Source organism: Agrobacterium sp. RAC06 (assembly GCF_001713475.1).
GTDB lineage: Bacteria > Pseudomonadota > Alphaproteobacteria > Rhizobiales > Rhizobiaceae > Allorhizobium.
In genome coordinates this window covers 3,322,557-3,340,939 of sequence record NZ_CP016499.1, presented here as the reverse complement: position 1 = coordinate 3,340,939, position 18,383 = coordinate 3,322,557, and the positions used below count along the sequence as shown (strand labels likewise).

At 62.4% G+C, this 18,383-nt stretch carries 19 protein-coding genes and 1 tRNA gene; 7 read left to right on the top strand and 13 right to left on the bottom strand.

The genetic code is table 11. The features are described from left to right. Window positions 1-146 precede the first annotated feature (146 nt). On the top strand, window positions 147-902 hold the full coding sequence (ubiG, locus tag BSY240_RS16070) for a bifunctional 2-polyprenyl-6-hydroxyphenol methylase/3-demethylubiquinol 3-O-methyltransferase UbiG (RefSeq protein ID WP_069042950.1): 756 nt from the start codon (window positions 147-149) through the stop codon (window positions 900-902). Then, entirely contained in the window at window positions 899-1,450 is a 552-nt protein-coding gene (locus BSY240_RS16065; protein WP_069042949.1) for a DUF924 family protein, read from the top strand. Before ubiG ends, BSY240_RS16065 begins: the two co-directional genes overlap by 4 nt. 132 nt (window positions 1,451-1,582) lie before the next feature. Here the strand turns inward: BSY240_RS16065 and BSY240_RS16060 are convergent, their stop codons facing one another. Genes BSY240_RS16060 through BSY240_RS16045 form a run of 4 tightly spaced genes read right to left on the bottom strand, consistent with a single transcriptional unit; the run spans window position 1,583 to window position 3,956 of the window. Continuing rightward, window positions 1,583-2,011 (bottom strand): DUF1178 family protein, encoded by a 429-nt coding sequence (locus BSY240_RS16060; protein WP_054149945.1) that lies wholly within the window; start codon window positions 2,009-2,011, stop codon window positions 1,583-1,585. Next, on the bottom strand, window positions 2,008-2,865 hold the full coding sequence (locus BSY240_RS16055) for a carbon-nitrogen hydrolase family protein (RefSeq protein WP_069042948.1): 858 nt from the start codon (window positions 2,863-2,865) through the stop codon (window positions 2,008-2,010). The genes BSY240_RS16060 and BSY240_RS16055 overlap by 4 nt, the downstream gene beginning before the upstream one ends. 13 nt (window positions 2,866-2,878) lie before the next feature. Then, window positions 2,879-3,133 (bottom strand): glutaredoxin 3, encoded by a 255-nt coding sequence (gene grxC / locus BSY240_RS16050; protein WP_069044012.1) that lies wholly within the window; start codon window positions 3,131-3,133, stop codon window positions 2,879-2,881. A 46-nt stretch (window positions 3,134-3,179) separates the two neighbouring features. Continuing rightward, the gene (locus BSY240_RS16045) at window positions 3,180-3,956 is read right to left on the bottom strand and encodes a ComF family protein (RefSeq protein ID WP_083229640.1); all 777 of its coding nucleotides are present in this window, start codon (window positions 3,954-3,956) and stop codon (window positions 3,180-3,182) included. 67 nt (window positions 3,957-4,023) lie between these two features. Here BSY240_RS16045 and BSY240_RS16040 point away from each other — a divergent pair, with 67 nt between their 5' ends. Then, the gene (locus tag BSY240_RS16040) at window positions 4,024-4,908 is read left to right on the top strand and encodes a methyltransferase domain-containing protein (RefSeq protein WP_069042947.1); all 885 of its coding nucleotides are present in this window, start codon (window positions 4,024-4,026) and stop codon (window positions 4,906-4,908) included. Window positions 4,909-4,917: 9 nt separating this feature from the next. Here BSY240_RS16040 and BSY240_RS16035 read toward each other — a convergent pair whose 3' ends face one another. The 6 genes from BSY240_RS16035 to BSY240_RS16010 form a co-directional block, all read right to left on the bottom strand. Continuing rightward, window positions 4,918-5,091 (bottom strand): Flp family type IVb pilin, encoded by a 174-nt coding sequence (locus tag BSY240_RS16035; RefSeq protein WP_069042946.1) that lies wholly within the window; start codon window positions 5,089-5,091, stop codon window positions 4,918-4,920. A gap of 56 nt (window positions 5,092-5,147) precedes the next feature. Then, window positions 5,148-5,468 carry a hypothetical protein gene (locus BSY240_RS16030; RefSeq protein ID WP_054149941.1) on the bottom strand — a complete coding sequence of 107 codons (321 nt, stop codon included), beginning with the start codon at window positions 5,466-5,468 and terminating at the stop codon, window positions 5,148-5,150. 98 nt (window positions 5,469-5,566) lie between these two features. After that, entirely contained in the window at window positions 5,567-5,980 is a 414-nt protein-coding gene (gene mutT, locus BSY240_RS16025; protein WP_069042945.1) for an 8-oxo-dGTP diphosphatase MutT, read from the bottom strand. Next, window positions 5,977-6,753, bottom strand: a complete 777-nt coding sequence (locus BSY240_RS16020; protein WP_069042944.1) for a GNAT family N-acetyltransferase — start codon at window positions 6,751-6,753, stop codon at window positions 5,977-5,979. The genes mutT and BSY240_RS16020 overlap by 4 nt, the downstream gene beginning before the upstream one ends. A 7-nt stretch (window positions 6,754-6,760) precedes the next feature. Next, the gene (gene argJ, locus BSY240_RS16015; protein WP_069042943.1) at window positions 6,761-8,002 is read right to left on the bottom strand and encodes a bifunctional glutamate N-acetyltransferase/amino-acid acetyltransferase ArgJ; all 1,242 of its coding nucleotides are present in this window, start codon (window positions 8,000-8,002) and stop codon (window positions 6,761-6,763) included. A gap of 66 nt (window positions 8,003-8,068) precedes the next feature. Beyond that, entirely contained in the window at window positions 8,069-8,920 is an 852-nt protein-coding gene (locus tag BSY240_RS16010) for a peptidylprolyl isomerase (protein WP_069042942.1), read from the bottom strand. A 245-nt stretch (window positions 8,921-9,165) separates the two neighbouring features. Here BSY240_RS16010 and secA point away from each other — a divergent pair, with 245 nt between their 5' ends. The 4 genes from secA to BSY240_RS15990 all read left to right on the top strand — a co-directional run bounded on the left by secA (window position 9,166) and on the right by BSY240_RS15990 (window position 15,892). Beyond that, window positions 9,166-11,862 carry a preprotein translocase subunit SecA gene (gene secA / locus BSY240_RS16005; RefSeq protein ID WP_054149936.1) on the top strand — a complete coding sequence of 899 codons (2,697 nt, stop codon included), beginning with the start codon at window positions 9,166-9,168 and terminating at the stop codon, window positions 11,860-11,862. A gap of 100 nt (window positions 11,863-11,962) precedes the next feature. Next, window positions 11,963-13,168: an acyltransferase family protein gene (locus tag BSY240_RS16000; protein WP_069042941.1), complete on the top strand. Its 1,206-nt coding sequence runs from the start codon at window positions 11,963-11,965 to the stop codon at window positions 13,166-13,168. A gap of 61 nt (window positions 13,169-13,229) precedes the next feature. Beyond that, the gene (locus BSY240_RS15995; protein ID WP_069042940.1) at window positions 13,230-14,624 is read left to right on the top strand and encodes a lipopolysaccharide biosynthesis protein; all 1,395 of its coding nucleotides are present in this window, start codon (window positions 13,230-13,232) and stop codon (window positions 14,622-14,624) included. After that, complete coding sequence (locus tag BSY240_RS15990; protein WP_069042939.1) at window positions 14,621-15,892, top strand: GNAT family N-acetyltransferase; 1,272 nt, start codon at window positions 14,621-14,623, stop codon at window positions 15,890-15,892. The genes BSY240_RS15995 and BSY240_RS15990 overlap by 4 nt, the downstream gene beginning before the upstream one ends. 33 nt (window positions 15,893-15,925) lie before the next feature. On the opposite strand, the gene BSY240_RS15985 is transcribed toward BSY240_RS15990, so the two are convergent. The 3 genes from BSY240_RS15985 to BSY240_RS15975 all read right to left on the bottom strand — a co-directional run bounded on the left by BSY240_RS15985 (window position 15,926) and on the right by BSY240_RS15975 (window position 18,364). Next, window positions 15,926-17,560, bottom strand: a complete 1,635-nt coding sequence (locus BSY240_RS15985; protein WP_069042938.1) for an AMP-binding protein — start codon at window positions 17,558-17,560, stop codon at window positions 15,926-15,928. Between the two features lie 205 nt (window positions 17,561-17,765). After that, on the bottom strand, window positions 17,766-18,257 hold the full coding sequence (locus tag BSY240_RS15980; protein WP_150127486.1) for a hypothetical protein: 492 nt from the start codon (window positions 18,255-18,257) through the stop codon (window positions 17,766-17,768). Window positions 18,258-18,279: 22 nt separating this feature from the next. Further along, window positions 18,280-18,364, bottom strand: a tRNA-Leu gene (locus tag BSY240_RS15975). Window positions 18,365-18,383 lie beyond the last annotated feature (19 nt).

Below are 18,383 nucleotides of genomic sequence, written 5' to 3'. Positions count from 1 at the left end.
CAAGACAACACGACCTGGCGCGAACGACGGCAAGAACGCTTGAGGCCTGCCAATCCGTCGTCGCTCCGCCACCTGCGACGTCTCCACCCTTGACTTTAAAGGTCATCGAGACGACTTCATGACCAAACGCGCCAGGAGGTTCCGTCATGAGTGCAGAGGCCCGCACCACAATCGATCAGTCCGAAGTCGACCGCTTTTCCGCCATGGCGGCCGAGTGGTGGGATCCGACCGGCAAGTTCAAGCCGCTGCACAAGATCAATCCGGTGCGCCTTGCCTATATCAGGGACAAGGTCATCGAGCATTACGGCCGCGACCTTAAGAGCGCCCGCCCATTGGAGGGCCTGCGCATCCTCGACATCGGATGCGGCGGCGGCCTCCTGTCGGAACCGGTCGCCCGCATGGGCGCAAGCGTTCTTGGTGCTGACGCTTCCGAGAAGAACATCAAGATCGCCATGACCCATTCCGCCCAGAGCGGCGTGGAAGTCGATTACCGCGCTGTGACCGCCGAAGAACTGGCCGCCCAGGGCGAGACCTTCGACATCGTGCTCAACATGGAAGTCGTCGAGCATGTCGCCGACGTCGATTTCTTCCTGTCGACCTGCGCCTCCATGGTCCGCCCCGGCGGCCTGATGCTCGTCTCCACCATCAATCGCACGCTGAAAGCCGCAGCGCTTGCCATCGTCGGCGCCGAATATGTCCTGCGCTGGCTGCCCCGCGGCACTCACCAGTATGAAAAGCTGGTCCGCCCCGAGGAAATCGAACGGCCGCTTTCTGCAAACGGCATGCAGATCCTCGAAACCAAAGGCGTCTTCTTCAATCCTCTGCAGAACCAGTGGAACCTCTCGGCAGACATCGATGTCAACTACATGATGCTGGCGAGCCGCCCGGGATCGGCGACATGACGACACCGCAGACGATCATAGACTTCTGGCTGCGCCACGGTCCGGAAGCCTGGTTTTCGCGTAATGAAGCGCTCGACGCCGAAATCGAAGCGGACTATGCCGAGCTGCATTTCCAGGCTTCGCGCAACGAATTGTCGGATTGGCAGGAGACCCCTGAGGGCACCCTCGCTCTTCTCCTGCTGCTCGACCAGTTCCCGCGCAATCTCTTTCGCGGCAGCGCGCATTCCTATGCGACCGATCCTCTCGCCCGCACGATAGCCCACCACGCTCTGGCCAAGGGTTTCGACATCAAGGTCGAGCCTATCCTGCGCCCCTTCATGTACCTGCCCTTCGAACATTCGGAAGACATGGTAGACCAGCGCCACAGCGTCTCGCTTTTCGAGAAGCATCGCGACGAGACCGGTGATGCGGAAGCACTGAAATGGGCCGTTCTGCATCTGGATCTGATCGAGCGCTTCGGCCGCTTTCCTCACCGCAATACCGCTCTCGGCCGCAAGACGACGCACGAAGAGCAGGCCTATCTCGACCAAGACGGTTTCAAGGGCTGAGCCCTCGATCAGACGGGCAAGGCTTTGACGGCTGAAATCAGATCGGCCTGCGTCTCAAGATTGTCAGCAGCCAGTCGCTTGATGCGCGCTCGATTGATGAAATAGGCGCACCGTCGGCGGTAAAGGCGGTGGTCAATTCACGTCGTCAGGCAGGACCGGCAGCGGCGCGATCTCGATGCCTTCCTCGATCAGCGACTTGACCTCCACGGGTGACGCCTGGCCGATGATGCCGCGCGCCTCCGACTCGCCATAGTGGATCTTGCGGGCTTCCTCGGGAAACTTCTCCCCGACGTCCTCGCTGCTCGCACGGATCTCGCGGATCGCTTCCTTGAGCTTGACGAAGGCCTGCTTCTGCACCTCGGAGACGGCCAGCGCCTGGGTCTCCTCCTTCTGACGGGCGGTCGACACGGCCGGTGCCATCAGCACCTTGGCCACCTCGGCCGATCCGCAGACGGGACAGGTGAGGTAACCCGAAGCCTTCTGCCGGTCGAAATCGGCGCTCTCCGAAAACCACCCTTCGAATTCGTGGGCCTTCTCGCAGCACAGCGAATAGCGGATCAAACTGTGACGCCTCCCTTGGCAAGCACAGGCGCGATGTCGAGCGCAAAGTCGCGGCCATTCTTCAGGTTCGGGATCTTCGCCCGGCAGGCCTTCACTGCCTCGAGATCGATCTCGGCAACGACCACGTCCTCGCCGGTGCCGCCGGCAGACGCCAGCACCTTGCCCCAGGGGCCGACGATCATCGAATGACCGAAGGTCTCGCGCCCGTCTTCATGCACGCCCGCCTGGGCGGCCGAGATGACATAGGCGCCGTTCTCGATCGCGCGGGCTCGAAGCAGGATCTCCCAATGCGCCTCGCCGGTCTGCTTGGTAAAGGCGGCCGGCGTCGTCAGGATCTGCGCCCCCGCCATGGCTTCCGCCCGGAACAGATGCGGGAAGCGCACGTCGTAGCAAACGCCGAAGCCGAGCTTGGCGAAGGGCAGATCGGCAACGACCGCCCGCTCGCCCGGACGATAGACCGCGCTTTCGCGCCAGCTCTCGCCATTGTCGAGATCGACGTCGAACATGTGGATCTTGTCGTAGGACGTGATTTTCTTGCCGTCGGGGCCAAACAGGAAGGCGCGGTTGGCGATCTTGCCATCGGCAAGCTTGATGGCGGTGGAGCCGACATGCAGATGGATGCCGAGCTCCTTGGCAAGCTCCGACGCCTTTTTGACAATGAGATCGGTTTCTTCGTCGCGCAGCACGGCGGCAAGACCGGCCCGATCCTTCTGCACCGCGCCCGTCATTTCCGGCGTCTGAACATAGATCGCCCCGCGCCGGGCGGCCTCGCGCACGAGCCGTGCCATGCTTTCGGCATTCTTCTCCGGATCGATCCCGGAGCACATCTGGACGGCGGCAGCCTTGAACACCATGACCAATCAGTCCTTACTTTGTGAGAAGCGGATCGAGCTTGCCGGCCCGATCGAGCGCATGCAGGTCGTCGCAGCCGCCGACATGCTGGCTACCGATGAAGATCTGCGGGAAAGTGTTGCGGCCGGACTTGGCGATCATTTCCTCACGCAGATCCGGCTTGCCTGTCGCGTCATGCTCGACAAAGGCGACGCCCTTGCTGTCCAGTAGCGCCTTGGCGCTGGCGCAGTAGCCGCAGAATTGCCGTGTGTAGATCGTGACGTCAGCCATGAAGTTCTCCGCCGGAAAGCGTCGCATAGACAGGGAATTGGTCCCCTCATATAGGCCCGGCGAGTGCCCTTGCAAAGGTCAAAACAGTGACATCCTGAGCGCCTGCCTTTTTCAGGGCAGTTGTCGCCGCACTGACCGTCGCCCCCGTCGTGTAGACGTCGTCAACCAGCACCAAGCGCTTGCCGAAGACGAGATCCTCAAGGCCTGCCGGCACGCCGAAGGCGCCGCGTACGTTGAGCGAACGTTGGTTCGCCGTCAGGCCGACCTGTTGCTGCGTGCGCTTGCGCCGCAGCAGCACCTCCGCGAAAAACGGTTTGCCCGATTGCCGCGCCACATGCCGCGCCAGTTCCGCCGATTGGTTGAACATGCGCCGAAATATCCGCATCCGGTGCAGCGGCACGCAGACGATGGCATCGCAGGCGGCAATTTCCACCGAGGCCGCCCGCAGCATCCAGCCGGCCATCATCGGCGCCAGATCCACCCGGTCACGATACTTGAGATCATGTACCAGATGCCGCGCCACCCCCTCGTGGAGGGCAACCGAACGCAGGCGGTCGAAGACGGGCGGATGGGCGATCGCCTGCGGCGAAACCATCCCCTCGCCCGGATCATGAGCAAAGGGCAGGCCGAGAACCGGACAATAGGGCTTGTCGATCAGCCGCATGTCGCCCCAGCACTGCGCACAGAGTGCGTGATGGCTGGCGACACGGACATGGCAATGGGCACAGGCCGGTGGATAGATGAGATGAAACAGCCCGCGCAGCGCCGATCCGGCATGATGCCGGCTGACGGATGCGCTTTTCTGCACTAAATGAGCCCACATGCATCGACTTTACGCCCGCTTGGGCGTTCGGCCAATGCCGGAACGAGGCCAATCCAGGATTCCCGCCATGAACGAGCTTTTCGACGAAGCCTTGATCGCCCGCAACCGTGCGCGTGCCCTGGCCCGCAACGCAGCCGGCAGCGATTTCCTGCTGGACCTGACCGCCCGCGAACTCGCCGACCGCCTGGCCATCGTCCAGCGCAGCTTCGACGATGCCGTGGAACTCTTCGGCGGAACCGGGCTCACCGCCAGGGCTGCGCTCGCGACCGGCAAGATCGGGACGCTGCGGCGGATCGAAACCGATGCGAATTTCGGTGAGGCCGAAAACCCGGTCGCCGTCTCCGGTTACGAAAGCGTGCCGCTCGACCCGCAATCGGTAAACCTCATCCTCTCGCCGCTGTCTCTGCATCTCACCAATGACACCCCCGGCATGCTGATCCAGATGCGCCGTGCGCTGAAACCCGACGGCCTGCTGCTCGCTGCCATCCCAGGTTCAGGAACGCTTTCCGAGTTGCGCGAGGTTCTCCTGGCGGCCGAAACGGAGATCTATGGCGGTGCAAGCCCCCGCGTCATCCCCTTCGCCGACATCAGGGACATCGGCTCGCTTCTGCAGCGCGCGGGTTTCGCACTTCCGGTCATCGATGAGGAAAGCTTCACCGTCCGCTACGATCACATCTTCGCGCTGATGCGAGACCTGAAGGCCATGGGCATGGCCAATCCGCTGCTGGGACGCAGCCGTCGCCCGGTCTCGCGCAAGTTCTTCCTTCGGGCAGCGGAACTCTATGCCGAACGGTTCTCCGATCCGGATGGCCGCATCCGCGCCACCTTCTCGATCGTCTTCGTTTCCGGCTGGGCCCCACACGAGAGCCAGCAGAAACCGCTCAAGCCCGGTTCTGCAAAGATGCGCCTCGCCGACGCGCTCGATCCAGCGCGGCGACCAGATGAACCCTGACGGCGATTGTTACTTCTTGGCTTCGGTAAAGTGGGTTTCGACGGTATTGAAGGTACTGAGCAGCGAGCCCGTGAACGCGCTATAGCCGGAAAGCAGCGCGACGCTGATAATCGCGGCGATCAGTCCGTATTCGACGGCGGTCGCGCCACGAAGGTCAGACATCAACTGGCGTAAAAGACGCATTCTCGCTCCTGACAGTCTGGATCCGAGATGGTTGCCCCCGCCCCGGCCGATGGGAATTAGCAGGCCTGGCCGGAGCCGTAGCCGTCGATGATGCAGACGGAACCCGGCGTCTCCTGAAGCACGCTGCGGCGGATCGTATACCGTTTGCCGCTCTCGTCCTTGGGGATCGATCCGGTGGTAATCATGTCGAATTCGTCAGGCTGAAAAGCGAGCGTCTTGCGGTCGGTCTTGGAGGCGAGCATGGGCGTCAAGACAAGCGAAAGGGCGATCGCAGCCGTGCCGAAAAGCAACGCGATATTCAAGACCCCGGTCCTGCCCGTTTTGACCGAAGACCGCTCTCGGGACCGTGCGGCCTTCCAGAAATCCTCGTTTACCATATTACGCTCCACACACGTATCCGACGCATGAACAGAGTGTATATTGCGGTCAGGGTTATAAACTTTTGATTAACGACGCGGCTTGAATCAGGCTTTTCTCAGAGAAGGTCCTGGAGAACCGGGATGAGCGGCTCGTCCGCCGGCGGCATCGGATACTCGCGAAGCGCCTTGGCCTTGACCCACTTGATTGCCTGCCCTTCCCGCCCCTGCGGAATGCCCTCGTAGCGACGGCAGATATAGAGCGGCATCAGCAGATGAAACGTCTCGTAGGTGTGGCTCGCAAAAGTCAGAGGCGCGAGGCAAGCTACCTTGGTCTTGATCCCGAGCTCCTCCTCGAGTTCGCGCACCAGGCTTTCCTCAGGCGTCTCGCCAGCCTCGACCTTGCCGCCGGGAAATTCCCAGAGACCGGCCAGCGACTTCCCCTCGGGGCGCTGGGCGAGCAGGATGCGGTTGTCGGTATCGACGAGTGCACAGGCCGCGACCAGCAGGATGGGTTTCTTCACATCGCTCATGCGGACGCTTTCCGCCAATAGGCATAGCGATAGGCTTCCTCGAAACCCATCTTCGTGTAGAGCGCCATCGCTTCCTTGTTGTCGGCAACCACCTGCAGCCAGGCGGTGCGCGCACCGCGCATGCGGGCCCAGCGCAGTGCAGAACTCAGGATCTCGATACCGAACCCCTGTCGACGGTGATCGGGACGGACAGCAAGCGACATGATGCCCGCGAGATCATTGTCCTGAACGCACAGAGCCGCCGCAAGCGGTCCCTTGACGGCATCCTCGATCACAAAGAGGCCGGATGCCGGCTTGATGTTTCCAAGGATCTCAGCGAGCGCTGCCTTCAAACCCGGATCGCTGCCATGCACCGCGATATCGGCATCGACATAACGCCCGACATCCTGGGTCGGCAGATGGTCGAGAGTATCCGGGAAGGTCATGCGCCCGAGATCGCCGGTCATTGTCACGACCTCCTCGAAGCATTCCCAGCCATCGGACGCCAGAAAGTCGATCAGCGGCTTCGGCGAAAGCGGCGTCTGCCGCACCAGAAGCGGTCGCCCATGCGCCTCGAAACGCTTGCCGGCCCTTTCGATGCGCAGCGCGATATCGCGGCTATCCGAGGGATCGAGCGGCACGACACAATTCAACCGCTTGCCGGGATGTCCCCCAGTCAGGCGCACCTGCCAGCTTCCATCATAGACGACGCTGCTTGCCGGCCAGGCCCGAAAACCCACCGCTTCGAGGCGCCGGACGAGCGGCAGGTTGGGATCACTTACCATTGCATGCATTCAGACGTCAGCTCCGATAGTCGCCATTGATGGCGACATATTCCTTTGTCAAATCGCAGGTCCAGACCGTGGCCGTGCCGGAACCAAGACCGATATCGACGGTAACCGGAATGTCTTCCCGTTCCATGACGGCCGTGGTCGCCTCTTCCGAATAGGCCGGATCACGCTCGCCATTGACCGCTACGCGCACATCGCCAAACCAGATCGCCAGCCGATCACGATCGGCCATTTCACCGGACTTGCCGACCGCCATCACGATACGACCCCAATTGGCATCTTCACCGGCCACCGCCGTCTTGACCAGCGGCGAATTGGCGATCGACATCGCGATCTTCTTGGCCGCAAGATCGTTTTCGGCCCCCTTGACGGTGATCTCCACCATCTTGCGGGCACCTTCACCGTCACGCACAACCTGCAGCGCCAGATCCTTGAGGAGATCGTTCAGCGCCGCCCGGAAATCGCCGAGACGGGCATCATCTGCCCCCTCGATCTTCGCCTGACCATCCGCCGATGCGGCACAGGTCGCAAACAGCATCAGCGTGTCCGAGGTCGATGTATCGCTGTCGACGGTGATGGAATTGAAGCTCGGCTCGACGCCTGCAGACAGAAGACCCTGAAGGGCCGCCGGCGCGATATCCGCATCCGTCACAACGAAGGAGAGCATCGTCGCCATGTCGGGCGCGATCATGCCGGCACCCTTGGCAATGCCGTTGATGGTGACAGTCACGCCATCGATCTTCGCACTGCGCGTTGCGACCTTCGGATAGGTATCCGTGGTCATGATCGCCTTGGCGGCCTCGAACCAGAAGTCACCGGTCGCATCTGTCGCCATCTGCTCGAGGACGCCGGAAAACTTCGTCGCATCCAGCGGTTCGCCGATGACCCCCGTCGAGGCAAGGTAGATCTCGTTCTCGCCGCAACCCAATGCTGCCGCTGCCGACTTCGCCGTCAGCTCCGTCGCAGCCTTGCCCTTCACCCCGGTGAAGGCATTGGCATTGCCGGAATTCACGACGACGCCGCGCGCCACGCCGTGCGAAAGGTTCTGCCGGCAGAAATCGACCGGAGCCGAAGGGCACTTGGATTTGGTAAAGACGCCCGCGACCGAGGCCGGTTCGTCAAAGGCCATCAACAGCACATCGGTGCGGTTCTTGTACTTGATGCCCGCAGCCGCGGTCGCCATCCGCACACCGCGGATCACAGGCATGTCGGCATAGGTTTTCGGAGCGAGAGGAGAAATGCTGGAAGACATGGCGCGGCCCGTAATGGAAGGCCCGCAAACTGCGGGCCTTGGAACAAACAACGATTAGGGAAGAGCTTACTGCTGCTCTGCCGTGTTGGCTTCTTCGTAGCCCTTGCGCAGGGCTTCGTCGACGATCTCGATCTTCTGCTCGGTCTTCGCCTTTTCGATCAGCTCGAGATACTTGTCGCGCATCACGAGCTGGCGAACCTGCTGCTCGACGGCTTCGAAAGCCGGCGGCGGAGCATCGCGCTTGTCTTCGAGAAGGATCACGTGAAAGCCGAACTGGGTCTGAACCGGGGTCTTCGTGTAAGTGCCCTTTTCGAGCGAGAACGCCACTTCTTCAAACTCGGGGACCATGCGGCCCTTGGAGAAGTAGCCGAGGTCGCCACCTTCCGTCTTGTTCGGGTCTGTCGACTTTTCCTTGGCGATTTCGATGAAGTCCTTGCCGGCATCGAGATCGGCAATGATCTGCTTGGCCTCTTCCTCGGTCTTCACCAGGATGTGGCGGGCGCGCACTTCTTCCTGCTTCGGAAGCGCTGCGATTTCCTTCTCGTAGCGCGCCTTCACTTCGTCTTCCGTGACAGCGTCGACAACATTCTTCTTGAAGAAGGCGTTATGCAGCTCGCGCTCGGCGATGAAGGCCATGCGGCGCTTGTATTCAGGATCGTCCTGCAGACCGGCGGCGGTCGCGTTTGCCGCAAGCAGCTTGACGTCGATTGCGCCGGAAAGGGCAGCGACCTTCTTCTGCTCATCGGGAAGCTGTGCGAGCTGCGGATCGAGGTTGGCGATCGCCAAATCGAGTTCGGACTGGGTGATCTCGAGATCACCGACCTTTGCAACGACAGTGGCGTCCTGGGCGAAAGCCGCACCGGTGAGGGCCGAGAGGGAAACGCAGGCGGCAAGCACGATTTTGTTGAGGCGAAGCATGAAAGACCTTTCGGATGGTGAACCGTTTCAAGACCGTTCGAATTGGGCAAAAGATTGTCAGATGCCCGGCGACCGAGGGGATTTGGCACCAGCCTGCGCCGTTGACATCATTCGACCCCCCTCTTATCTGTCACGCAACCTCGCGTCCAGAGTAGTTTCAGGGCGCCTTGTGCCTATTCGTCCTCGCTAATGGTGGTTCGAAAGGTACGTCAACGATATGACGAAGGTCAGAAAGGACCATCGATATGGTCAGTCTTGGTGGACTTGCGCGCAAAATCTTCGGATCGTCGAACGACCGTCGCGTGAAATCCTATAACCCCCGCGTTGCTCAGATCGCAGCCCTCGAAGAGAAGGTGAAGGCGCTGACCGACGAACAGCTCGCCGCCAAGACGGCCGAGTTCCGGGCAGAACTGGCCGCCGGCAAGACGCTGGACGATATCCTGGTACCCGCCTTCGCCGTCGCCCGTGAAGGTGCCCGTCGTGCGCTCGGCATGCGTCCCTTCGACGTTCAGCTGATCGGCGGCATGATCCTCAACGACAATTCGATTGCCGAAATGAAGACGGGCGAAGGCAAGACGCTGGTCGCGACACTTGCCGTCTACCTGAACGCCCTCGAGGGCAAGGGTGTCCACGTCGTCACCGTCAACGACTACCTCGCGCGCCGTGACGCCGCGACCATGGCGAAGATGTACGGCTTCCTCGGGCTGACCACTGGCGTCATCGTCCATGGTCTCTCCGACGATGAACGCCGCGCTGCCTATGCCTGCGACGTCACCTATGCGACCAACAACGAACTCGGCTTCGACTATCTGCGCGACAACATGAAGTACGAGCGCGGCCAGATGGTGCAGCGTGGCCACAACTTCGCGATCGTCGACGAAGTGGACTCGATCCTGGTCGACGAAGCCCGCACGCCGCTGATCATCTCCGGCCCACTCGACGACCGCTCGGATCTCTACAACACCATCGACGCTTTCATCCCGCTCCTGTCGGAAGAAGACTACGAGATCGACGAAAAGCAGCGCGCGGCCAACTTCTCGGAAGTCGGCACAGAGAAGCTCGAAAATCTGCTTCGCGAGGCAGGCCTCCTGAAGGGCGAGAGCCTCTACGACGTAGAAAACGTTGCGATCGTCCACCACATCAACAACGCGCTGAAGGCCCACAAGCTGTTCCAGCGCGACAAGGACTACATCGTCCGCAACGACGAGATCGTCATCATCGACGAATTCACCGGCCGCATGATGCCGGGCCGCCGTTACTCGGAAGGTCAGCACCAGGCGCTCGAAGCCAAGGAAAAGGTGCAGATCCAGCCCGAGAACCAGACGCTCGCCTCGATCACCTTCCAGAACTATTTCCGCATGTACAAGAAGCTCGCCGGCATGACCGGTACGGCAGCAACCGAAGCGGAAGAATTCGCCAACATCTACGGTCTCGACGTCCTGGAAGTTCCGACCAACCTGCCGATCAAGCGTATCGACGAGGATGACGAGGTCTACCGGACCGTCGAGGAAAAGTTCAAGGCGATCATCGAGGAAATCAAGGCCGCCAGCGAGCGCAACCAGCCGGTTCTCGTCGGCACCACATCGATCGAAAAGTCCGAACTGCTCGCCAACATGCTGAGCCAGTCGGGCTTCAAGGACTTCAAGGTCCTCAACGCCCGCTACCACGAGCAGGAAGCCTATATCGTGTCGCAGGCCGGCGTTCCCGGCGCCGTGACGATCGCCACCAACATGGCCGGCCGCGGTACCGACATCCAGCTCGGCGGCAATCTCGACATGCGCCTCGAGCACGAACTGGCCGAGATCGAGCCGGGTCCGGAGCGCGATGCGAAGACCGAAGCCATCAAGGCTGAGATCGCGGCCCTCAAGCAGAAGGCGCTCGAAGCCGGCGGTCTCTACGTCATCGCCACCGAGCGTCACGAAAGCCGCCGCATCGACAACCAGCTGCGCGGACGTTCCGGCCGTCAGGGTGACCCGGGCCGGTCGAAGTTCTACCTGTCGCTCCAGGACGACCTGATGCGCATCTTCGGCTCTGACCGTATGGACAGCATGCTGCAGAAGCTCGGTCTGAAGGATGGCGAAGCGATCGTCCACCCCTGGATCAACAAGGCGCTGGAACGCGCCCAGAAGAAGGTCGAAGCCCGCAACTTCGACATCCGCAAGAACCTTCTGAAGTATGACGACGTCATAAACGACCAGCGCAAAGTGATCTTCGAGCAGCGCATCGAGCTGATGGACGCGACCGATGTCTCGGCGACCGTCACCGACATGCGCCACGAAGTCATCGAGACCATGGTCGGCATCCATGTGCCCCCGAACGCCTATGCCGAGCAGTGGGATGTCGCCGGCCTCAAGCAGAAGGTCGCGACCACCCTCAATCTCGACCTGCCGATCGATGCCTGGGCCGCCGAGGAAGGCATCGCCGAGGACGACATCTACAACCGCATCATGGAAGCTGCCGACAAGGCCTATGCCGACAAGGCCGAGCGCTTCGGTGCCGAACTGATGACCTATGTCGAGCGCTCCGTCGTGCTGCAGACCATCGACAACCTGTGGCGCGAACACATCGTCAACCTCGACCACCTGCGCTCCGTCGTCGGCTTCCGCGGCTACGCCCAGCGCGACCCGCTGCAGGAATACAAGGCCGAAGCCTTCGAGCTCTTCCAGGCCCTGCTCGCCAACCTGCGCGATGCCGTGACCATGCAGATGTCACGCGTCGAACTGGTCCGTGATCCGCCCCCGGCCCCGACCCCGCCGCCAATGCAGGCCCACCACATCGACGCCACCACCGGCGAGGACGATGTCGGCGAAGGCTCTGCCGTTCCCGCCGGCGACCGCGATCCCCAGGATCCGAAGAGCTGGGGCACCGTCGGTCGCAACGAGCCCTGCCCCTGCGGCTCCGGCAAGAAGTTCAAGCACTGCCACGGCGCGCTCGAAGCATGACCGCAAGGGCTTGAGGCTTTCTCAACCTTTCGCTTTTAGCCTCTGACAAAAGGGGAACCGCGCCAAACGGCCCGGTTCCCCTTTTCCTTTGGAGGGCTTGATGTCGGCTATGACAGCGCGGGAGCACCAGTGGGATTGGCTGCGCGCCTTCCTGATGCTTCTCGGCATCCCCTACCACGCCGCAATGGCCTACAACGCCCGCGTCCTCTGGGACATTCAATCCCCCGAAAAGAGCGAGATCCTGACCTTCCTGAGCGGCGTGCTCGTGACCTTCCGCATGCCCGCCTTTTTCATGGTCGCAGGCTACTTCGCGGCGATGATGCTGGAGAGGCGCAAGCCCGCAGCTTGGCTCCGCGGTCGTATCATTCGCCTCGGCATCCCCTTCCTCACCGGGCTGGTGCTGCTTGCACCGATCCAGATCGCCGTGATCGACCTCGAAAGCGCCCTTCTCGGCGCAAGCTCGATGTCGACGGCGCTCGATCAGGTTGGCCGGGACCTCGTCCATCCCGGCGCCAACTGGATCATGCATCTCTGGTTCCTGCCAGCGCTCCTCGCCTATAGCGGGATACTGGTGCTTCTCACCGCCGGACGGCGGTTCGAACGAGTTTGTCGTGTCATCAAGCAGACCGAAGGGAACTGGCGGACGCGCCCGAGGCTGGCGCTCGTATTCCTGATCATCGCGACGGCGACATGGGAGGTGATGATCCACCTCGCGCATCAGGACATGCTGACGCGCCAGGGTGCCCTTCCCTATCTCCTCGCCCATGGCATCGATCCCTATCTCCGCTACCTGCCATTCTTCCTGATCGGCACCGTCCTGCGGGCCTCGCCGGACATCCGCCAGGCACTCGTCTGGACGAAGGGCTACGGCCTTCCGGCATTCGGCGTGGCCGCCGCGATCCTTGCCGCAGCACTGCGCGGGGCGGAAGCCAGCGATTGGGGCATCGCCTACAACGCGCTCGACGGCGCGGCCGCGATCCTCCTGAGCCTGTTTCTCATCGGCATCGCCGAACGCTTCTGGAACCGCCCGGAACCGCGCATCGACCGCATCGTCGACGCCTCCTTCAGCATCTATCTGCTGCACCACCCGATCATCTACGCGCTTGCGGCGCTCTTCATCCTGGCGGAATGGCCGCCGGTCGTGGAGTTCCTCCTGATCTGCCTCACGACCTTCTTCCTCTCCTTTGGTCTCCACCGGCTGATCCGGCGCTCGCCCCTGGCACTTTTCCTCTTCAACGGCGTACCGATGTCCGGCAAGACCCGGGACGACGGGCGGCCGCAAGGCAGCATCACCACACTTCGTTAACCCTGATCTGTCATCACTGGAGGCCATACCCGACCCAGCGAGAAGTATTGCGTCCGTACCGATGACTGTTCTGGAAACAGCGGAAAAATGGTTGCCCGCGGGCCCGCGTCTGGTGCGCGCGCTCCGCGCTGAAGACGAGACGGCCCGCGCCCAGCGCATGGCCGCGATCGCCTTTGCCGTCCGCGTCATCAGCGCCGCCATCGCCTTCATTTCGCAGATCATCCAGGCCCGCCTGATGGGCGAATTCGAATACGGCATTTTCGTCTTCGTCTGGGTTCTGGTCGTTCTCGCCGGCAATTTCTCCTGCCTCGGCTTCCACACCGCCGTCATCCGCTTCCTGCCGCAATACGACCAGGACAAGGCCGATGCGGAGATCCGCGGCTTGACCTCCACCGCACGCCTCTTTGCCATGACGAGCGCCAGTATCCTGGCACTTGCCGGCATCACGGCCCTGCATTTCTTCGGCAGCGGCATCGAGCACTATTACCTCGTGCCGCTCTTCCTCGCTGTTTTCGCCCTCCCGATGATCGCCCTCGGCGATGTGCTCGACGGCACCGCCCGGGCCAATCGCTGGGCCGTGCTCGGCTTGAGCCCCACCTATATCGTTCGCCCCGCCCTGATCCTCGCCTTCATGCTTCTGGCCGTCAGCGGGGGCGCGCCCGCAACCGCGGTCACCGCCATGCAGGCAGCACTTGCCGCAACCTATCTCACGACCCTCGGCCAGTTCCTGCTCGTAGATCGACGCCTTTTGAACCGCTACGACCGTGGCGATCGCAAGATCGATTTCGCCGGCTGGTTCAAGGTAGCCCTGCCGATCTTCTTCATCGAGGGGTTCGGCTTTCTCCTCACCAATTCCGATGTCATCGTCGTCGGCCTATACCTGCCGCCGGACCAGGTCGCCGTCTATTTCGCAGCCGCCAAGACCATGGCACTCATGCAATTCGTCTTCTTCGCCGTGAAAGCCGGAGCCACACCACGTTTCTCGACCCTGATGGCCGAGGGAAACAGCCAGGGCCTCGCCGGTTTTGCGGGAACGGCCGCGCGCTGGAGCTTCTGGCCCTCGCTGGCCGTCGGCGTCGTCGTCCTGATGCTCGGCGACATGCTGCTCGGTCTCTTCGGCTCAGCCTTTACCGCCGGATACCTGTTGATGGTGATCCTCTTTGCCGGCAATATGGCGAAGGCCTTGGTCGGCCCGGCCGAAATGCTCCTGACCATGGCCGGGCGCCAGCAGCTCTGCGTCGCCGTCTATGCGGTGGCTCTTGCCTGCAATATCGGCCTCAATATCACGTTGATCCCCGCCTGGGGTCTGGCCGGCGCTGCCACAGCGACCGCCACGGCCATGGTCGTGGAAGCCATGCTGCTACATATCGCGGTCCGCCGCGCACTCGGGATCGTCGTCTTCGCCTTTGCCGATCCGCATGCCCTGACGCCCCCCACGGAGGCCGTCCGCCAATGACCGACAGCATCTACGACGAGAGCATGAACAGCGGCGCCAACCGCCTGGTCGGCAGCCTTGCCGGTGCCCGCGTAAAGCCCGCGGCGGAGACGGAGGTCGCGACCGGCCGCCCCGGCCGTCGTCTGAGCGTCTATCCGAGCCAGATGGGCTACGAGCTTCAGGACGAACTCGACTACCTGACCTATCGGGTGATGGAAGCCAATGTCTTCTTCGCCCCGCGTTTCCTCGCCCCGGCCATGCCGCGGCTGGAGGAGCGCCAGGTGCGTTTCGCCGTCATTCGCGACGAGGACGAGCGCCGTTCGCGCCTGCGCCTTCTCTTTCCCTTCTCGATCGAAAAGCCAGGCTTCTCCGTCGGTCCCTCGATCATTCGAGTCTGGGCCAATCCCTTCGGACCGCTTGGCACGCCGCTGGTCGATGCCGAAGGGGCGGCGGAAACCATCGACAACATGTTCGATGCCCTTGTGGCGCCGGAGATGCGCCTTCCCAACGTGCTCGTCATTCCGGATCTGCGCCTCGAAGGACGCTTCACCCAGCTCGCCCGTGCCGTGGCGCTCGCCCGCGACCTGCCTCTGACCGTCACCAACGAATATCAACGGCCCATGCTGCAGAGCTATGTGGATGGCCCCGCCTATCTGCAATCGACGCTCAGCAAGAGCCACCTGCGCGAGATGCGGCGTCAGGCGAAGCTGCTCTCCGCGCAGGGCAGGTTGAGCTACAATGTCGCGCGCCAGCCGGAAGAGATCCGTCTGCGGATGGAGGAATTTCTGGCGCTGGAAGCGAGCGGCTGGAAGGGGCGCAAGCGCTCGGCCATGGTCAACGACCGCTTGCGGGCGGCCTTTGCCCGCGAGGCCATCACCAATCTTGCCGAGGCCGATGCCGTGCGTATCCACACGCTCGACCTCGACGGTCAGGCGATCGCCTCCATGGTCGTCTTCATCATGGCCGGCGAGGCCTATACCTGGAAGACCGCCTATGACGAGCACTACGCCCGCTTCTCGCCTGGCAAGCTCTTGATGGCGGATCTCACCGAATGGCATCTCGACGATGCCAACATCGAGCGCACCGACAGCTGTGCGGCCCCCGATCATCCGATCATGAGCCGCTTCTGGCAGGAGCGCGAAGCCATGGGCACCCTGGTGATCGGCCTGAAAACCAATGTCGATCGTGACGTCCGCCAGGTCGGTGCACAGCTGCATATGTACCGCAACACGCGCAACATCGCCCGTATCCTGCGTGACAAGGTGCTGAACCGCCGTTTCGGCGGCTGATCACCGCGACCGCAGTGAGCGATCCTTGCCCCGTCAGCTGGCCTTGGCGATCTCCTGATCCCGCAACAGCCGACGGATCACCTTGCCGCTGGTCGTCAGCGGAAGCTCGGTGACAAATTCAACCTCGCGCGGATATTCGTGCATCGACAATCGGTTCTTCACCCAGTCGCGGATCTCCGCCGACAAGGCCGCCTGCGCCGTGTATCCGTCCTGCAGCACGACGAAGGCCTTGACGATCTCGGTCCTCAGAGGATCCGGTTTGCCGATGACGGCTGCGAGCCGGACGGCCGGGTGCCCGATCAGGCAGTCCTCGATCTCCGCCGGTCCGATTCGATAGCCGGACGACGTGATCACATCATCGTCGCGGCCGAAAAACTGCACATAGCCGTCTTCGTCCTGCCGTCCGAGATCGCCCGTCTTCATCCAGTCGCCGACGAATTTCTCCTCCGTCGCCTTGGGATTGTTCCAATAGCCGAGGAACATCACCGGATCCGGTCGCTTGATCGCCACCTGCCCGGTTTCGCCGGCCGGCAATTCCCGACCCTCGGCATCGATGATCGCCACCTCATGCCCCGGCACCGCCTTGCCGATGAAGCCGCCCTTGGAAACACCGAGATGCGCCGCCGAGGACAGCACGAAATTGCACTCCGTCTGGCCGTAAAACTCGTTGGGCACGATGCCGAGCGCCATCTTCACCCATTCATAGGTTTCACGCCCCAGCGATTCGCCCGCTGACCCGATGCTGCGCAGCACGAGATCATGGGCCTCGCGGGGCTTGTCGACCGCCTTCAGGAGCCGGAGTGCCGTCGGCGGGATAAAGGCATTGCGGACCTTCATCTCGGCCATGATCCGGAAGGCCATATGCGGATCGAATTTCTGCGCCGGCGAGGAAACGACCGGCACACCGAGCATCAGCGCCGGCAAAAGCGCGTTGAGCAGCCCGCCCGCCCAGGCCCAGTCGGAGGGTGTCCAGACCTTGTCGTCCGGTTGTGGCAGATAGTCATGCGCCAGCTGGAAGCCGGGGATGTGACCGGCCAGAACGCGATGTCCGTGCAGCGCTCCCTTGGGCGGCCCCGTCGTGCCCGAGGTGTAGATCATCAGCGCCGGCGTGTCGGGTCCTGTGTCGACAATGTCGAACAGGCCGGACCGGCCCTCGATCATCGAACGGAAACCGATGACATCGGGCCCGGGCCCATCGACCGAGATCACCGTCTGCAGCGCCGGCAGACGCGCCTTGATGGCCTTCAGCCGCTGCAGGCCGAAACTGTTGGTGACGATCACGCGGGCGCCGGCATCCCGCAACCGGTATTCCAGCGCCTCTTCGCCGAAGAGCAGTGCAAGTGGCAGCGCGATCGCGCCCATCTTGTAGATCGCCACATGCGCAATGACCGTTTCGAAACATTGCGGCATGAGAAGCGCCACACGGTCACCCCTGATGACGCCGATTTCCGTCAAGGCCTCGGCCAGCGCCGAGGATTGCGCCGAAAGCTCGCCATAGGTCATCGAAAGATGCCGGCCATCGGGTGAAAAGTGCTGCAGGCAAACTTGCTCGGGAAACTTCGCCGCCCAATCGTCGGCGACCGCCCGGCCGATGTTGAAATCGGCGGGAATGGTCCAGCGGAAGTCGCGGCGCAGGGCCTCGAAGGTCTCGCGCGGCTCAAGCAGCATGGCTGAGTGTCCGGATCGTCATGCTGTCAGTGCTAACACTCATCTCGCAAGCGCACAATAAGCCGCTCATCTCAGCGTAAACGACCGGCAAACGGGAGAAGGATCGACGTTGGAATGGCCAGGAAACCGGTTGCCAGGCGAGGACATAGGCTGACCCGAAAACGGAAACGTCTGCACATCGAAGCGCACGGGCCGGCCGCAAAGGTCAGCCCTTGGCTTGGGCGCCCTCTGCGCGCATCAAGGCAACCAGTGCCTTCAACTCACCGGCACGCACCATCTGCGCCGGCGTCCGTCCGGCGAAGGGTTCGAGCTTCTGGCTGCGATACCACTTCTCCGCCGCCTCCTTCGCGCCGAGCCGCTTCATCGCAAGCGTCAGAACCAGTGCCTTGGCATCGGCGGGCGAAACCGTACCGGCCTCGATCGCCGCATCGATACGCGCGACCTGCGACTGGACCGACTGCTGCCGAAGCTTCTGGCGCATGGCCGCAACCTGCGGCGCAACGGGTGCCACGATGTTGATCTTTTGCTTGCCCTCGACAGGGGCGACAGGCGACGCGGCCAGAGATGCAGCCGTCTGCGGCTTGCCTTTACCCTTGGCGGCAACGGGCTGAGCCGGCACCTTCGGCAACAGGCCTGCATCCACCACCACCTGCTGCACGGGCTGCGCCATACGGATCTTCTTGCCGGTATTGCTCATGCCTTCTGCCTTTTTGAGATTGTGGTGCCCCATGCCGGAATCGAACCAGCACTCCTTTCGGAACTCGATTTTGAGTCGAGCGCGTCTACCAGTTCCGCCAATGGGGCACATGAGCGTCGGATGGAC

Bases quoted from the DNA above. Each gene is read 5' to 3' on its own strand.
- ubiG (WP_069042950.1), top strand. From the start codon at position 147: ATGAGTGCAGAGGCCCGCACCACAATCGATCAGTCCGAAGTCGACCGC.
- BSY240_RS16065 (WP_069042949.1), top strand. From the start codon at position 899: ATGACGACACCGCAGACGATCATAGACTTCTGGCTGCGCCACGGTCCG.
- BSY240_RS16055 (WP_069042948.1), bottom strand. From the start codon at position 2,865: ATGGTGTTCAAGGCTGCCGCCGTCCAGATGTGCTCCGGGATCGATCCG.
- grxC (WP_069044012.1), bottom strand. From the start codon at position 3,133: ATGGCTGACGTCACGATCTACACACGGCAATTCTGCGGCTACTGCGCC.
- BSY240_RS16045 (WP_083229640.1), bottom strand. From the start codon at position 3,956: ATGTGGGCTCATTTAGTGCAGAAAAGCGCATCCGTCAGCCGGCATCAT.
- BSY240_RS16040 (WP_069042947.1), top strand. From the start codon at position 4,024: ATGAACGAGCTTTTCGACGAAGCCTTGATCGCCCGCAACCGTGCGCGT.
- BSY240_RS16035 (WP_069042946.1), bottom strand. From the start codon at position 5,091: ATGCGTCTTTTACGCCAGTTGATGTCTGACCTTCGTGGCGCGACCGCC.
- BSY240_RS16030 (WP_054149941.1), bottom strand. From the start codon at position 5,468: ATGGTAAACGAGGATTTCTGGAAGGCCGCACGGTCCCGAGAGCGGTCT.
- mutT (WP_069042945.1), bottom strand. From the start codon at position 5,980: ATGAGCGATGTGAAGAAACCCATCCTGCTGGTCGCGGCCTGTGCACTC.
- BSY240_RS16020 (WP_069042944.1), bottom strand. From the start codon at position 6,753: ATGCATGCAATGGTAAGTGATCCCAACCTGCCGCTCGTCCGGCGCCTC.
- argJ (WP_069042943.1), bottom strand. From the start codon at position 8,002: ATGTCTTCCAGCATTTCTCCTCTCGCTCCGAAAACCTATGCCGACATG.
- BSY240_RS16010 (WP_069042942.1), bottom strand. From the start codon at position 8,920: ATGCTTCGCCTCAACAAAATCGTGCTTGCCGCCTGCGTTTCCCTCTCG.
- secA (WP_054149936.1), top strand. From the start codon at position 9,166: ATGGTCAGTCTTGGTGGACTTGCGCGCAAAATCTTCGGATCGTCGAAC.
- BSY240_RS16000 (WP_069042941.1), top strand. From the start codon at position 11,963: ATGTCGGCTATGACAGCGCGGGAGCACCAGTGGGATTGGCTGCGCGCC.
- BSY240_RS15995 (WP_069042940.1), top strand. From the start codon at position 13,230: ATGACTGTTCTGGAAACAGCGGAAAAATGGTTGCCCGCGGGCCCGCGT.
- BSY240_RS15990 (WP_069042939.1), top strand. From the start codon at position 14,621: ATGACCGACAGCATCTACGACGAGAGCATGAACAGCGGCGCCAACCGC.
- BSY240_RS15985 (WP_069042938.1), bottom strand. From the start codon at position 17,560: ATGCTGCTTGAGCCGCGCGAGACCTTCGAGGCCCTGCGCCGCGACTTC.
- BSY240_RS15980 (WP_150127486.1), bottom strand. From the start codon at position 18,257: ATGAGCAATACCGGCAAGAAGATCCGTATGGCGCAGCCCGTGCAGCAG.